This window comes from Amycolatopsis sp. NPDC021455 (assembly GCF_040640995.1).
In the GTDB taxonomy this organism is placed as follows: Bacteria; Actinomycetota; Actinomycetes; order Mycobacteriales; family Pseudonocardiaceae; genus Amycolatopsis.
The window spans coordinates 175,372-188,740 of record NZ_JBFACT010000003.1 but is presented as its reverse complement, the minus strand read 5'-3'; the positions used below and the strand labels follow the sequence as shown (position 1 = coordinate 188,740).

The 13,369-nt window shown below is 69.9% G+C and carries 15 protein-coding genes; 8 read left to right on the top strand and 7 right to left on the bottom strand.

Annotated features, from left to right (window positions below):
* Positions 1-17: 17 nt before the first annotated feature.
* The 5 genes from AB0G28_RS06175 to AB0G28_RS06155 are packed head-to-tail and all read left to right on the top strand — an operon-like array spanning position 18 to position 4,239.
* On the top strand, positions 18-872 hold the full coding sequence (locus AB0G28_RS06175) for a TIGR03621 family F420-dependent LLM class oxidoreductase (protein ID WP_361083469.1): 855 nt from the start codon (positions 18-20) through the stop codon (positions 870-872).
* The gene (locus AB0G28_RS06170; RefSeq protein ID WP_361083467.1) at positions 869-1,753 is read left to right on the top strand and encodes an LLM class F420-dependent oxidoreductase; all 885 of its coding nucleotides are present in this window, start codon (positions 869-871) and stop codon (positions 1,751-1,753) included. The genes AB0G28_RS06175 and AB0G28_RS06170 overlap by 4 nt, the downstream gene beginning before the upstream one ends.
* Positions 1,750-2,355: an ABC transporter ATP-binding protein gene (locus AB0G28_RS06165; protein ID WP_361083465.1), complete on the top strand. Its 606-nt coding sequence runs from the start codon at positions 1,750-1,752 to the stop codon at positions 2,353-2,355. The genes AB0G28_RS06170 and AB0G28_RS06165 overlap by 4 nt, the downstream gene beginning before the upstream one ends.
* Positions 2,349-3,629 (top strand): hypothetical protein, encoded by a 1,281-nt coding sequence (locus tag AB0G28_RS06160; RefSeq protein ID WP_361083463.1) that lies wholly within the window; start codon positions 2,349-2,351, stop codon positions 3,627-3,629. Before AB0G28_RS06165 ends, AB0G28_RS06160 begins: the two co-directional genes overlap by 7 nt.
* A gap of 31 nt (positions 3,630-3,660) precedes the next feature.
* Positions 3,661-4,239 (top strand): EndoU domain-containing protein, encoded by a 579-nt coding sequence (locus AB0G28_RS06155; protein WP_361083461.1) that lies wholly within the window; start codon positions 3,661-3,663, stop codon positions 4,237-4,239.
* Here AB0G28_RS06155 and AB0G28_RS06150 read toward each other — a convergent pair.
* Positions 4,236-4,508, bottom strand: a complete 273-nt coding sequence (locus AB0G28_RS06150) for a helix-turn-helix transcriptional regulator (RefSeq protein WP_361083459.1) — start codon at positions 4,506-4,508, stop codon at positions 4,236-4,238. The genes AB0G28_RS06155 and AB0G28_RS06150 overlap by 4 nt on opposite strands.
* Before the next feature lie 116 nt (positions 4,509-4,624).
* A complete protein-coding gene (locus AB0G28_RS06145) occupies positions 4,625-6,238 on the bottom strand; it encodes an alpha/beta hydrolase (protein ID WP_361083457.1) in 1,614 nt (537 codons plus the stop codon).
* 183 nt (positions 6,239-6,421) lie between these two features.
* Here AB0G28_RS06145 and AB0G28_RS06140 point away from each other — a divergent pair, with 183 nt between their 5' ends.
* Complete coding sequence (locus tag AB0G28_RS06140) at positions 6,422-6,700, top strand: DUF3311 domain-containing protein (RefSeq protein ID WP_361083455.1); 279 nt, start codon at positions 6,422-6,424, stop codon at positions 6,698-6,700.
* Entirely contained in the window at positions 6,697-8,340 is a 1,644-nt protein-coding gene (gene mctP / locus AB0G28_RS06135; RefSeq protein WP_361083453.1) for a monocarboxylate uptake permease MctP, read from the top strand. Before AB0G28_RS06140 ends, mctP begins: the two co-directional genes overlap by 4 nt.
* On the opposite strand, the gene AB0G28_RS06130 is transcribed toward mctP, so the two are convergent.
* From AB0G28_RS06130 to AB0G28_RS06110, 5 genes are all read right to left on the bottom strand, one after another.
* Positions 8,337-8,939, bottom strand: coding sequence for a hypothetical protein (locus AB0G28_RS06130; RefSeq protein ID WP_361083452.1), 603 nt, complete (start codon positions 8,937-8,939; stop codon positions 8,337-8,339). The genes mctP and AB0G28_RS06130 overlap by 4 nt on opposite strands.
* A 17-nt stretch (positions 8,940-8,956) precedes the next feature.
* Positions 8,957-9,886, bottom strand: coding sequence for a helix-turn-helix domain-containing GNAT family N-acetyltransferase (locus AB0G28_RS06125; RefSeq protein WP_361083450.1), 930 nt, complete (start codon positions 9,884-9,886; stop codon positions 8,957-8,959).
* 240 nt (positions 9,887-10,126) lie between these two features.
* Complete coding sequence (locus tag AB0G28_RS06120; RefSeq protein WP_167344411.1) at positions 10,127-10,276, bottom strand: hypothetical protein; 150 nt, start codon at positions 10,274-10,276, stop codon at positions 10,127-10,129.
* 260 nt (positions 10,277-10,536) lie between these two features.
* The gene (locus tag AB0G28_RS06115) at positions 10,537-11,727 is read right to left on the bottom strand and encodes an ATP-binding protein (RefSeq protein ID WP_361083448.1); all 1,191 of its coding nucleotides are present in this window, start codon (positions 11,725-11,727) and stop codon (positions 10,537-10,539) included.
* A gap of 152 nt (positions 11,728-11,879) precedes the next feature.
* Positions 11,880-12,611, bottom strand: coding sequence for a MerR family transcriptional regulator (locus AB0G28_RS06110; protein WP_361083446.1), 732 nt, complete (start codon positions 12,609-12,611; stop codon positions 11,880-11,882).
* 170 nt (positions 12,612-12,781) lie between these two features.
* On the opposite strand from AB0G28_RS06110, the gene AB0G28_RS06105 reads away from it, so the two are divergent.
* Complete coding sequence (locus AB0G28_RS06105; protein WP_361083444.1) at positions 12,782-13,327, top strand: DoxX family membrane protein; 546 nt, start codon at positions 12,782-12,784, stop codon at positions 13,325-13,327.
* Positions 13,328-13,369 lie beyond the last annotated feature (42 nt).

Genomic DNA, 13,369 nt, shown 5'->3' with positions numbered 1-13,369 from the left:
CATGTAGTTTCGCGGCCATGAGATCTTTTCGCTTCGGGGTGGCGTTGTACGTTCCCGGTTCACGGGCCGACTGGGTGGCGAAATGCCGCCAGGCCGAGGACCTCGGCTACGACGTCGTCGGCGTGGTCGACCACCTCGGGCGGGTCGCGCCGGTACCTGCCCTGCTCCTCGCCGCCGAGGCCACCGAGCGGATCCGGCTGAACACGTACGTCCTCAACGCGAGCTTCCACAACCCGGCGGTCCTGACCCGCGACCTCGCCGCGCTCGACGAGTTCACCGGCGGCCGGCTGGAGATCGGGATCGGCGCCGGGTACGTCCGCGAGGAGTTCGAAGCCGCCGGGATCGACTGGGGCACGCCCGGCCGCCGGTTCGGGCGGCTCGTCGACGTGGTCACCGAGATCGAGCGCGAGTTCGCCGATCGACGGCGGCCACCGCTGCTGCTCGGCGGCCGCGGCGACCGGATGCTGACCTTCGCCGCCGCGCACGCCGACACCATCGCCCTCACCGGCACGGCGCCGGGCGCGCCCGAGGGGCGGCTGGCCCTCGCCGGTGCCGACGCGCTGGCCGAACGCGCCGACTTCGTGAAGCGGGTGCTCGACGGCCGGGACGCCGAACTGAACCTGATGGTCCACTTCGTCCGGATCACCGATGACCGGCGGGCGGCCCTGCAGGCGGCGCACCAGCTCGTGCCGCACCTGGACGTCGAAGAGCTCGGCGAGCTGGCCACGGTCCTCGCCGGCTCGGCGGACGCGGTGGCCGAGCAGCTGCTGCGCACCCGCGAGACCCTCGGCGTCAGCTACTTCACGGTGCTCGAAGACGACCTGACCAGGCTCGCTCCCGTGATCGAGAAGCTGAGTACGTTGTCGGTATGACTGGGGAGAAACCGTTCCGCTTCGGCGTCAACATGGTCGTGCCGGACAGCCGCGCCGCCTGGGTCGAGAAGTGCCGCAAGGTCGAGGACCTCGGCTACGACGTCCTGTCGGCGGCCGACCACCTGGGGATGGCGCCGCCGTTCCCGGCGCTGGTGCTGGCCGGTGAGGTCACCTCGCGGGTCAAGCTGAACACGTTCGTGCTCAACACGCCGTTCTACAACCCGGTGCTGCTCGCCCGGGAGGTCACCGGCACCGACCAGTTCACCGACGGGCGGCTGGAGCTGGGCCTGGGCGCCGGGTACGTCAAGGCGGAGTTCGAGGCCGCCGGGATGCCGTTCCCGCCCGCGCGCGAGCGCGTCGACCACCTCGAGCGGACGATCACCGAGCTCAAGCGGCTGTACGCCGATCCGGAGCACAAGCCCGCGCCGGTCCGGCCCGGAGGACCGCCGCTGCTGCTCGGCGGGCGCGGCGACCGCGTGCTGGGTCTGGCCGTCGAGCACGCGGACATCATCGGCTTCACCGGCATGACGGCGACCGCGGACGGAGCGACCCTCGCCGCGGCGGGCCCCGAGGAGGTCGACGAGCGCGTGGCGTTCGTGCGGGCGAAGCTCGGCGACCGCGAGGCGCAGGTGGAGTTCAACCTGCTCTGCCAGTTCGTGAAGGTCACGAACGACCGCGCGGCCGCCCTGGCCGAACTCCAGCAGACCGTCGGCCGCTTGACCGCCGAAGAGCTCGGCGAGCTGCCGGTCGTGCTGGTCGGTACGGCGGCGCAGATCGCCGACCAGCTCCGCGCGCGCCGGGAGCGCTTCGGGTTCAGCTACTTCACCATCCTCGAGCCGTTCCTCGACGAGTTCGCGCCGGTCCTCGAACACCTCCGATGATCGACGCGAAGGCACTCGGCGTCCGGGCCGGCGAGCAGTGGCTGTTCGACGACCTGGACTTCTCGGTGGACCCCGGCGAGTGCGCGGTGATCGTCGGGCCGAACGGAGTCGGCAAGTCGACTTTGCTGCGCTGCTTCTACGGCATGCAGACACCGCAGCGGGGTCGTGTGCTGGTGGACGGCAGGCCGCCGGACGAGCGGGATGTCGAGTTCCGCCGCAAGGTGTCGGTGCTGTTCGACGACTCCGACTTCTTCGCCGAGCTGACGCCGATGCAGCACCTGGAACTCCTGTCCGGCTCGTTCGGCGCCGACCTCGGCGACCACGAGGAACTGCTGCGCGACGCGGGCCTCGGCGAGCGCATGCGCGTGACGTCGGGGCACTTCTCCGCGGGCCAGCGGCGACGGCTGCTCCTGCTCGGCGTCACCGCGCGGCCCCACCGGCTGCTGCTGCTCGACGAGCCGGAGCGCGCGCTGGACACGGCGGGCAAGGAGTGGCTGGTCGAGGTGATCGCCCGGTCGACGGCGGCCGGCGCGGCGGTCGTGGTGGCCACCCACCACCCGCCGCTGCTGGAGGCCGCGGACAGCGTGCTCGAACTGTGGTGACTGTCGCACCGCGCCGGATGCGGATCCCCGGCCGGAAGCGGTTCGGCGGGATCTTCAGCGGCGACACCTCGGGGTTCGTCTTCCTGTTCGGCTTCGGGTTCCTCTTCACGGCGTTCTTCCACGTCGACGGCTGGCGCCCGGCCCTCTACGGCTCGTCGCGGGTCGACTTCCCGGCCGTGCTGGGGCTGCTCACGCTCTGCTGCGCGGTCGGCTGGCGCGGCCTGCTGCGCCGCGGCTTCGTCTGGGTCGAACCGGCGGAGCTGACCTGGCTCGACTTCGCGCCGGTGGACCGCGGCCGCGTCGTCACCCTGCGGCTGCTCGGCGCCTGGACCGGCGTGGTCGCGGTGACCGCCTATCTGGCGGCGCTGCTCCTGGCCGTCGGCGGCGCCGGGCTCGACCAGTGGCGCGCGGCCTTCGCCGTCGTCGCCGCGACCGGTGTCGTCGCCTTCGCCTCGGCCCGGCGGACGGCTCTCCGGTTCGACGCGCTCGGGCCGCTGCTGCTCGCCGTGCTCGGGTTGGCGATCGCCGCGTTCGGTCTCGGCCCGGTGACCGTCCAGTTCGTCGCGGCCGGGGTGCTGGTCGCGGCGCTGCCCCTGGCGTTCGGCGGCGAGCCGGTCGTGCGCGCGGGCCGGGCGACGCTGCTGGCCGGGTGGGACGGCCGGGTGCTGCGCTCGGTCGCCGTCACCTTCCTCGACCCGATGATGCTGTTGCCGCCGTCGTCGCCGGTCGGGGGGCTGTCCCTGCGCCGGCCGACGCCGCTGCGACTGGCCTGGGCGGGCACGCTCGGCCGCCGGCGGTACGCGGCTGCGGCGGTCCTGATCGCCTTCGCGGTCGTCGTCGCGCACATCGCCGTGCCGACAGTGCCGGGCGCGGTCCTGGTCGGCGTCGGCGCGTACATCGCGTTGACGCCGTTCGGCGGCGGGCTCGGCGAGCTCTGGCGCAACCCGGGCCGTCGCCGGTGGCTGGGATCGGCGAACCGCGAGCTGGTCCTGGCCCACGGACTGGTCCTGGCCGGCGTGGGGTTGCTCTGGGCGGCGCTGCTCGCGGTGGTCACCCTCGCGGGTGGGACGTCGTTCGCCGCGACGGCGTGGCTCGCCGTGCCGCTCGCGGTGCTTTCCATCCTGCGCACGGTGACCCGGACCTCGGTCGACTACGCGAACCCGGGTTTCACCGACACCCCGATGGGGCCGATGCCCGCCAATCTCCTGCGGCAGCTCTTCCGTGGTCTCGACCTGCTCGTCGTCGGCATCGTGCTGCTCGCCGCCGCCATTTGACCTACGCTCGGGCCGACGAAGGGAGCAACCAGTGGGCGGCGGGCACGCACCGGGTGTCGGACGCAGGGCGACCAGTGAATTCCCGGCCGGCTGGACCGACGAACACATCATCTCGGTGGTCAAGGACGTCGCGAACGACCCCAGCGAAGCCCGGCGGCAGCAGCAGAACGGCCGCTGGCGGTGTGCCGGCGAGCGGTTCAACGTGCACCTGATCGTCCTGGTCGAGCCGGACGGGCGCGTGTACACCGCGTACCCGGTGGCGGGACCCGGCGTGGTCCGCAACCCCGACACCGCGCGTGACCCGGCGAACCCGACGGTCGCCGACCTCAGGGAGAACCGCATCAGCTTCTTCGCCGACAGCGTGCTGACCACGGTCGGCAGCCGGCTTTCGCCGGAAGACTACACGCACTACCGCACGCTGCTGTGGGCCGGCGAGTGGGAGGAGTTCGCCGACGTGCTGGCCGCGCACGCCGTCAAGGTCGGCCTGAACCTCTCGCCGGACGAGTTCTCCGACTTCGAGAAGCTGCTCAACAGCTACGACCTGCCGGTGCCCGGCTGCGCGTTCCTCAACGACCGCGAGCACATCCTCAAGCAGCTGCGCCCGCTCTAACTGGCCTGGGAAAGCGGCGGCGACGCGGCGGGCGCGACGGCCGCGCGGAGCTCCTCCAGCGGCAGGCCGACGGCGTCGGCGATGGCCGTGACCGTGAAGAACGCCGGCGTGGGGATGCGGCCGGTCTCGATCTTCCGGAGCGTCTCGACCGAGATCCCCGCCTCGGTGGCGACGTCGACCATGCTCCGGCCGGCCCGCGCCACCCGCAGCGCCTGGCCGAGGCGCTCGCCCCGTTCACGCTCTTCGTCCGTCAGCGGCACTCGCACCATGAACGTGATTCTAATACCACTCCAGTTGTCCACCGCCTGTGGACAACTCTGTGCACAGGTGTGGAAAAGCCCCGCCGAACCTCCGTTCGGCGGGGCTTCCACTACCCGTTGTGGTGTCAGGCGCCCGCGGGCACCGGCAGTGGCATGCCGGGCAGGCTCTGGTCGTTCGGCACGACGCCGTCGACCAGGTAGGCCTCCACGACCTTGTCCACACCCGCGTTGCCGCCGGCGTAGATGCCGTGGTCGCCCTCACCGGTGATGGTCAGCATCCGCGAACCCGCGAACGCCTTGTGCGCACGCCGCGCGCCCTCGATCGGCGTCGCCGGGTCGTGCTCCGACTCGACGATCAGCACGGGCGGGACACCCCGGCCGTCCAGCACCGGCAGCGGGGCCGGCGGCTTCTTCCAGAACAGGCACGGCTGGATGAACCAGCCCGCGCCGAGCAGGGGCAGCTGCTGGTCGATCAGCTTCTGCGACTGCCGGATGGCGCTCTGGGTGCTGCCGGTCCACGGACCCTCGTTGCACGGGATGGTCCAGAAGCTGGCGTCGTAGGAGTCGCCGTCGGTCGGCACCATCAGCGGCTGCGCGCCGGAGGTCTCGGTGCTCTTGTCGGCGGCCTTGAGCTTCTGCGCGGCCGAGGACTTGGCCTGCGCCGAGGCGGTGCCCTGGGTCAGCGTGCGGACGCTGACCAGGTAGTCGGCCAGACCGGGGAAGGACCGCTTCGAGTAGATGTTCGACGCGATGAAGGAGTCCAGGCCGTTGGCCGACACGGTCGAGCCGTCGGGCAGGGTGACCGCGCCCTGGGTCAGGGCGTAGCGGACCTGCTCGTAGGTCTGGCGGGCCGCCTCGCCGGTGGTGCCGAAGTGGTAGAGCTTGTCGTACTTCGCCATCCACGGGAGGAAGTCCTGCCGCCAGCGGCGCTCGAAGCCGAGCGGCTGCCAGTCGAACGACTTCTGCCAGGTCGTGGTGAACTCGGTCGACGAGTCGAGCACGAACCGGCCGGTGTGCGTGGGGTAGGCCTGCGCGTAGTGCGCGCCCATCCACGTGCCCGCCGAGTAGCCGACCCAGTTGATCTTGTCGCGGCCGAGCAGCACGCGCAGCAGGTCGATGTCCTTGACCGTCTGGTCGGTGTTGATCAGCGGGCCGAGTTCGCCGGACTTCTGCTGGCAGGACAGCGCCGCGTACTTCGTCGCCTGCAGGATCAGGTTGAGGTTCTCGCGGCTGCGGTCGCGCGGGTCGAGGTCCGAGCCGGTGCCGATGGCGCCGCCGCAGGTGATGTTGGTGCTCTTGCCGGTGCCGCGCGGGTCGAACCCGACGATCTCCTGGTGCTCGCGCAGCTTGGGCTGGTTGCGCAGGCGGGCCGGGAAGTTGCGGCCGGGCGCGCCCGGGCCGCCGGGGTTGGTGACGACGCTGGCCGTCGCGCCCTTGGTCGCCTTGAGGCGGCTGACCGCGATGGTCAGGTCGATCTGGGCGTTCGGCTGGTACCAGTTGCGCGGTGTCTTGAAGGTCGCGCACTCCATGTCCTCGGCGCCCGCGGGCGGGGCCGTCGGCAGCTCGGAGGGGACAGCGCACTTGTGCCAGTCGAGCTTCTGGTTCGCGTACTGCGCCGGGACGGAGCTCTGCGGCTGATTACCCGCCGCGACCTCCTGACCGGCGAACGCCGGAGTGAACCCGGCCAGCAGGGTGCCGGCAACCGCCGGGATCACCACCGCGTAGCGGAGTCGAGTCATACGGTTGCCCCTTTTGGGTTTTGCGTGCGGAGTCGGCCTATTGATATCGGGCTCGCCGGAACGCGGCAACCGACGTTGGTCGGCATCGGCGCCGGCGATCAAATCGATATCGGACAGACGTGACTGGCTGTCACCCAGGTTCTAAGGTCAGGCAGTCGGTTACGGGAGTGTTAGGTGAGGTCGATGTCGACTGCGAAGCACGACGGGAAGGTGCGCGGGTTCCAGTTCAGTCCCTGGAACCTGCTCCTGATCGTCCCCCTGCTGATCCTGGTCACGCCGTTGTTCAACGTGGACGGTCCACGGCTGTTCGGGATGCCGTTCTTCTACTGGTTCCAGCTCGCCTTCGTGGTCGTCGGCGTGCTGAGCACCTGGATCGTCTACGTGATGACGCGGGACAAGCCGACCGCTGACGCGGCGGACAAGCTGAGCGTCGACGACCTGGACGAGGGGGACGCCCGATGAGCAACCTGGAGTGGCCGCAGCTGGTCATCTTCACGATCCTGTTCGCGCTGGTCACCGTCCTCGGGTTCATGGCGTCGCGCTGGCAGCGGGGCAGCACGCTGGACCACCTGGACGAGTGGGGTCTCGGCGGCCGCAAGTTCGGCTCGTGGATCACGTGGTTCCTGCTCGGCGGTGACCTCTACACGGCGTACACGTTCGTCGCGGTGCCCGCGCTGGTGTTCAGCGCCGGCGCGCTCGGCTTCTACGCATTGCCGTACACGATCGTCGTCTACCCGATCGTGCTGCTCCCGGCGCTGCGGATGTGGTCGGTCTCGCGGGTGCGCGGCTACGTCACCCCGGCCGACTTCGTGCGCGGCCGCTTCGGCTCCCCGACCCTCGCCCTGCTGATCGCGATCACCGGCATCGTCGCGACGATGCCGTACATCGCGCTGCAGCTGGTCGGCCTCGAAGCCGTGCTGCGGACGATGGGCATCAACGGCGGCGACATCGTGGGGCACCTGCCCCTGCTGATCGCCTTCGTCATCCTGGCGTTCTACACCTACCAGTCCGGCCTGCGGGCGCCCGCGCTGATCGCGTTCGTGAAGGACATCCTGATCTACGTCGTGATCCTGGTGGCGATCGTCTACCTGCCCGCGAAGCTGGGCGGCTGGTCGCACATCTTCGACATGGCGGCCAAGAAGTACGACGCCACGCCGACGAAGGCCGACGGCATCCTGCTCAACGCCAACAACCAGCTGCAGTACGCGACGTGGGCGCTGGGTTCGGCACTCGCGCTGTTCCTCTACCCGCACTCGCTGACCAGCGTGCTGGCTTCGCGCGGCCGCAACGTCATCAAGCGGAACATGGTCGCGCTCCCGGCGTACTCGCTGGTGCTGGGCCTGCTGGCCCTGCTCGGCTACGTCGCGATCACGGCGGGCGTCAAGCCGCTGACCAACGCGGCCACCGGCAAGCCGGACAGCAACACGATCGTCCCGTTGCTGTTCGACAGCCAGTTCTCGTCGTGGTTCGCCGGCATCGCGTTCGCCGCGATCGGCATCGGCGCGCTGGTGCCGGCCGCGATCATGTCGATCGCCGCGGCCAACCTGTGGACGCGGAACATCTACAAGGAGTACATCCGCAAGAACGCGACGCCCAAGGAAGAGGCGAAGCAGGCGAAGCTGGCTTCGCTGGTCGTGAAGCTCGGCGCGGTCGTGGTGATCCTCTTGCTCGACCCGCAGTTCTCCATCGACCTGCAGCTCATCGGCGGGGTCCTGATCCTGCAGACGCTGCCGGCGGTGGCGCTCGCGCTGTACACGCGTTGGTTCCACCGCGTCGGCCTGATCGCCGGCTGGGTCGTCGGCATCGCCTGGGGCCTGCTCATGCTGTACGGCATCCCCAACGCCGCCAACGGAAAGCTCCACTTCGGTGGCTCGGCGTTGCCGCTGGGCAACCTGTCGCTCCTCGGCTGGCACCCGTTCGCCGGCTCGCAGGTGCAGATCTACGTCGGGTTCGTGGCATTGATCGGCAACCTGGTGGTGGTGGTGATCGGCACGGTGATCGCGCGGCGGATGAAGGTGTTCAACGGCACCGACGACACCAATCCCGAGGATTACCACGCCGACGAGCACGACAAGGACCTGCGTCCCGTCGGTGTCCACTAAGGACGGTTCGCCAGGACGATCGTCCGCGAGACGAGGTAGAGCACCAGGCCGCTGAGCAGGTGCCAGAGGAAGTGCGTGCCGACCGGGACGTAGTCGCAGACGTCCCGGTCGAGCGCGCGCAGGGAAAGCGAAAGCGCGAACACCGCGCCCGCGACGGCGTAGTGCGTCCAGTACGCGTCGCGGGCGAAGCCGAGTATCGCGGCGAAGGCTCCGAGTCCGATCAGTGTGGAGAGGTAGAGCCCGCCACCCAGCAGCGCGGTGCCGACGGTCAGCGCGAGGAACGCCGGCGCGGCGAGCCACGAGTATCGCCAACCGAAGAACACGCGCGGGAACAGCACGGCGTAGACCAGTGCGAACACCAGCATGGCCGCCGAGTCCCCGACGGCCGCCCAGCGCGTCGCGAGCAGGTGGAAAGCCGCGCCGGCCGCGAAGACCAGACCGATCGACGCGGCGAGCAGCCGCCCGGTCCGATCGCCCTCGGCGAGCCGCCAGACCAGCACGGCGGCGACGAGGAAGGCGAGGTTGCTGACACTGTTGAACGGCTCTCCCCAGAGCCCGGGCGCGACCCGTTCGCAGTACCCGTCGACGTAGTCCGTCACGGTGCCAGCCAACCGCGTCAGAACTCCAGGCGCCAGAACTGGCGGGTCAGCGCCGGCCCGAAGCCGTCGTCCGGCTCTTCCGCGACCAGCTCGAACCCGGTGGCGCGGTAGATCGCGTGCGCGGCGGTGAGCACCGACATCGTCCACAGCTCCATCGCCCGGTAGCCGTGCGCCCTGGCGAACTCGACGCACTCGGCGACCAGCCGCTTGCCCACGCCGTGGCCGCGGGCCGACGGCTCGAGCAGGAGCAGCCGCAGCTGGGCCGTGTCTTCGCCGGAACCCCGGCCGCAGCCGATGCTGCCGACGCGTTCGCCGTCGAGCTCGGCGATCCAGAACGCCTGCCGCGGATCGTCGTGGCTCTCGGCGAAGCCGGCCACGGCCCGGGCGACGAGGGCTTCGAACCGCGCGTCGAAGCCGTACTCGCGGGCGTACAACGCGCCGTGACGTTCCACCACCCAGCCGAGGTCACCCGGACGTGGCGGGCGGAGGACGAGGGCGGGGTCGCGACGGCGGTCGCCGACCAGGTCGCCGATCGTGCGCATCGCGGTCAGCAGGCGCTGCTGGTCTTCGTCGGCGAAGCGGCGGAGCAGCCCGGCGATCTGCTCGGTGGACCGGCGGTTGAGCACGGCGAACGCGTCCCGGCCCGCCGCTGTCGGGCGCAAGAGCTGACGGCGGGCGTCCTCCTCGGACCGTTCGCGCACGATCAGCCCACGTGCCTCGAGACGCGCGAGCAGCCTGCTGGCGTAACCCGCGTCGAGGTCGAGGCGCTTGCGCAGGTCGGTCACCGGCAGGGGGGCCTGGTGGGCGAGTTCGAAGAGCACGCGGGCTTCGGGGAGCGAGTACTCCGCGTCCGCCGGTCCTTCGTCGAGTACGCCGATCACTCCGGTGTAGAGCCGGTTGAAGGCGCGGACCGCGGAGACGCGGTCGGCCAGCCGAGCGTCGTTCATTGACCACCTCAACAAACTCGTTGACGAAGTCAAAGAATACTGTGCGACCCGGCGGAGGCAAGCGAAATTTCCTGCCCCGGACATTGCCGCGCACATGGGAAACCCCGCGATGCTGCCAGGTCGGGGGTCCGCCAGCATCACGGGGTCGTACGGGGTATCGACGCCACTTCGCGTGGCGTTACATCGTGAGCACTATGTGGTCTAGGTCACTCGAATGGGCGACCACCACGGGGTGAGAGATCAGCGCATGTAGCCGGAACGAGCCTGCGCGATCGCGATGAGTTCCTGACGGACCGTCGCGGTGGCGGCGGTGTCGATCGCCCGGTTCAGCGCCCGGCGAGTGCGAGCCTCGGCGCGACGGGCACGGAGCTTGGCGGCGATGTTGTTCATCGGTTTCTGCATCCCCTTCGGAGGGTCTCGGTGGCTTGTGCTTCTAGTATGCACCTTTTTTCACAAAGACTCCAACGAATATCCGGTGATGTGGCGCACTTGCCGATGAATCATCGGCAGATCTGGGTGCGAACCGGAGAGATTCAGGGTGGCGGCCGTCACCGCGGAGCAACCTGCTACTGCTGTCTAACTCTCTCTAGCATCAGAGCTAGAGAGAAGTATCGACGCGGATAGGCCGCGAGAGAGCCGGAAAGCGCAGGTCAGTCGCGGCCGAGCAGGTAGTGGCCGAAGTGCGGGACGGTGAAGGCGATCTGCCCCCGCTCGGCGGAGTAGACGAGGCCCTTCTTCATCAGGCTGTCGCGCGCGGGTGACAGGGACGACGGCTTGCGCCCGAGGAACACGGCGACGTCGGCGGTGCCGGCGGGCTCGTCGCGGCCCTGCGTCAGCTCGGCCATCGCCTGCAGGTACTCGCGCTCGGCCGGCGTCGCGCGCTCGTAGCGTGAGCCGAAGAAGCCGACGGCCAGCTCCGACTCCGCTTCGGGCGCGGCGACCTGGACGTCCTTGACCGTGATCGGGTCGGACGGCGCCGCGTCCCAGGCCGCCTTGCCGTAGGCCTGGATGAAGTAGGGGTAGCCGCCGGAGGCGTCGAAGAGCGCGTCGAGGGCTTCCGGCTCGATGCCGGCGTCCTCGCGTTCGATCGGCGCCATCACGGCGAAGTCGGCGTCCTCGCGGCTGAGCCGGTCGATGCGCGAGTACCGGAAGAGCCGCTCGGAGTATGACTTGGACGCCGACAGCACGGCGGGCAGGTGCGGCAGCCCGGCGCCGACGACCACGAGCGGCGCCCCGGACTGCGACAGCTCGTGGCAGGCCGCGCACAACGCCGAGACGTCGTCCGGCTGCAGGTCCTGCATTTCGTCGATGAGCAGCGCGACGCCGGTGCCGACGTCCGCGGCCAGCTCGGCGACGTCGGTGAACAGCTCGACGAGGTCGATCTCGATGTCCCCGGAGTCGGCCCGCCCCTGCGCGGCGGGCACGTCGATGCCCGGCTGCCACCGGTCGCGCAGCTTGGCATCGGGCTTGTTGGCCCGCAGCGCGAACGCCTTCAGGACACCGAGCACCTCTTCGACCCGATCCGGCGCCCGATGCCGCACGGCAAGGTCCCGGATGGCCCGGTGCAGCGCGGCCGACAGCGGCCGCCGCAGCTCGGCATCCGGCCGCGCCTCGATCTTCCCGGCACCCCACTTGTGCCGCACGGCCATCGCCCGCAGCTCCCCGAGCAGCACGGTCTTGCCGACACCCCGGAGCCCGGTGAGGACGAGACTGCGTTCGGGTCTCCCCCGGGCAACCCGCTCGAGCACGACCTCGAAGGCATGCAGCTCACGCTCGCGCCCGGCCAGCTCGGGCGGCCGCTGCCCGGCGCCCGGCGCGAAGGGGTTGCGGATGGGGTCCACTCTGCCAAGCTATCGGCGTATCTAGCGCGAGCCCGATATTCCGCCATAGACGCCTAGCGCGTGTCGCCGAGGTTCGACCGGATGGCCGTACATAGAGACGAACAGGTCTGCAGCCCTGCTCGTCCCTACCCCCAGTGCGCTCTTACGACGCGTCACTGGTCGGTCAGGTTCCGTTCCGCGTAGATCTTCATCGCGTCCCGGACGAATTCCGCCGTCTCGCCCTCGAACCCGTAGCGCGGGTCGTCGACGTACAACTGGCCCAGGCCCGCGAAGTAGCTCTTCGACACCGTCGCGACCGGGCCGAGCAGCCACTCGTGCAGCCGCCGCGTGATCGCCTGCACCTCGTCGGAGTCAGGGGCGAGCCCGGACGCCGCGCCGAACGCCGCCGCGATGTCACGCTGCTCCTGCTGGTGGGCCTTCTTCTCCTCCGCCGACATCGAGTTCCACCACTCGTTGCCGCGGCGATAGGCCTCGGCGCCCCAGCGCGAAGTCACCTCCTTCTCGTACTTCGTGTGGTCGAAGCCGTCGAAGACTTCTTGTGCCATCAGTCGTTCACCTCCCTTCAGTTTCCGGAGCGTCGTGCGGACCGATTCGATCTGCCGTCCGATCCGCCGCTGCTCGTCTTCGAGCAGCTCCAGGTGGGTTTCGAGGGCCGCGGCGCTGTCGCGTTGCCCCTCGAGCACCTCGGCGATGGCCGGCAGCCCGAGACCGAGCTCGCGCAGCAAGAGGATCCGCTGCAGCCGGACGAGTGCCTGCTCGTCGTAGTAGCGGTAGCCGTTGCTGCCGATCCGGCTGGGCTCGAGCAGGCCGACCGCGCCGTAGTGGCGCAGCGTCCGGCTCGTGGTCCCCGCCGAGCGGGCGATGTCCTGGATCGACCACTCCATGACTTCGACGATAGAAGTTGACGCAGCGTCAAGGTCAACGCTCGATCTTTATAGTCATCTCTAGACTCATGACTATAAAGAGCCAGAAAGAGCGATGAGGATTCGAGCACGGGCCGAGCGGGCATCCACGGAGTAGGTTCGACCAGGCAGCGGCCCGTACGAGGAAGGCTATGACCGTGATACTCCGTCGAGTGGCACGTCCCCTGCTCGCCACGATCTTCGTGACGGGCGGGATCAATGCGCTGAGGCAGGCCGAGGGCCACGCCAAGGCGGCGGAACCGTTCCTCAACAACGCGTTCGACAAGCTCGGCGACGTCGTCCCCGAGCAGGTTCCGCGTGATCCGGTGACGCTCGTCCGGATCGACGCCGCCGTGAAGATCGGCGCCGGTCTCGCGCTCGCGTCCGGCAAGGCGCCGCGGCTCGCGGCGGGGCTGCTCCTCGGCAGCCTGGTGCCGACCACGCTGGCGACGCACAACTTCTGGACCATCAAGGACCCCGGCGAGCGCCAGCAGCAGCAGGTCCAGTTCTTCAAGAACGCGAGCCTGGCCGGCGGCCTGCTGCTCGCGGTCGGCGACACGCACGGGAAGCCGTCGGCGGCTTGGCGTGCGCGTCACGCCGCGAAGGACGTCAGCGCCGCGGCCGGCAAGCTGAGCCGCAAGGCCGAGAAGCGCGCGAACAAGCTCGCGAAGCGCGCCCAGAAGGCGCTCCCCAACTGAGGCCAAAAGCCGTGAAGGCCTCCTTCCCGGCCATAAGAGCCG

Coding starts and splice junctions, on each gene's coding strand:
- AB0G28_RS06175 (WP_361083469.1), top strand. CDS start 18: ATGAGATCTTTTCGCTTCGGGGTGGCGTTGTACGTTCCCGGTTCACGG.
- AB0G28_RS06170 (WP_361083467.1), top strand. CDS start 869: ATGACTGGGGAGAAACCGTTCCGCTTCGGCGTCAACATGGTCGTGCCG.
- AB0G28_RS06165 (WP_361083465.1), top strand. CDS start 1,750: ATGATCGACGCGAAGGCACTCGGCGTCCGGGCCGGCGAGCAGTGGCTG.
- AB0G28_RS06150 (WP_361083459.1), bottom strand. CDS start 4,508: ATGGTGCGAGTGCCGCTGACGGACGAAGAGCGTGAACGGGGCGAGCGC.
- AB0G28_RS06145 (WP_361083457.1), bottom strand. CDS start 6,238: ATGACTCGACTCCGCTACGCGGTGGTGATCCCGGCGGTTGCCGGCACC.
- AB0G28_RS06140 (WP_361083455.1), top strand. CDS start 6,422: ATGTCGACTGCGAAGCACGACGGGAAGGTGCGCGGGTTCCAGTTCAGT.
- mctP (WP_361083453.1), top strand. CDS start 6,697: ATGAGCAACCTGGAGTGGCCGCAGCTGGTCATCTTCACGATCCTGTTC.
- AB0G28_RS06125 (WP_361083450.1), bottom strand. CDS start 9,886: ATGAACGACGCTCGGCTGGCCGACCGCGTCTCCGCGGTCCGCGCCTTC.
- AB0G28_RS06120 (WP_167344411.1), bottom strand. CDS start 10,276: ATGAACAACATCGCCGCCAAGCTCCGTGCCCGTCGCGCCGAGGCTCGC.
- AB0G28_RS06110 (WP_361083446.1), bottom strand. CDS start 12,611: ATGGAGTGGTCGATCCAGGACATCGCCCGCTCGGCGGGGACCACGAGC.
- AB0G28_RS06105 (WP_361083444.1), top strand. CDS start 12,782: ATGACCGTGATACTCCGTCGAGTGGCACGTCCCCTGCTCGCCACGATC.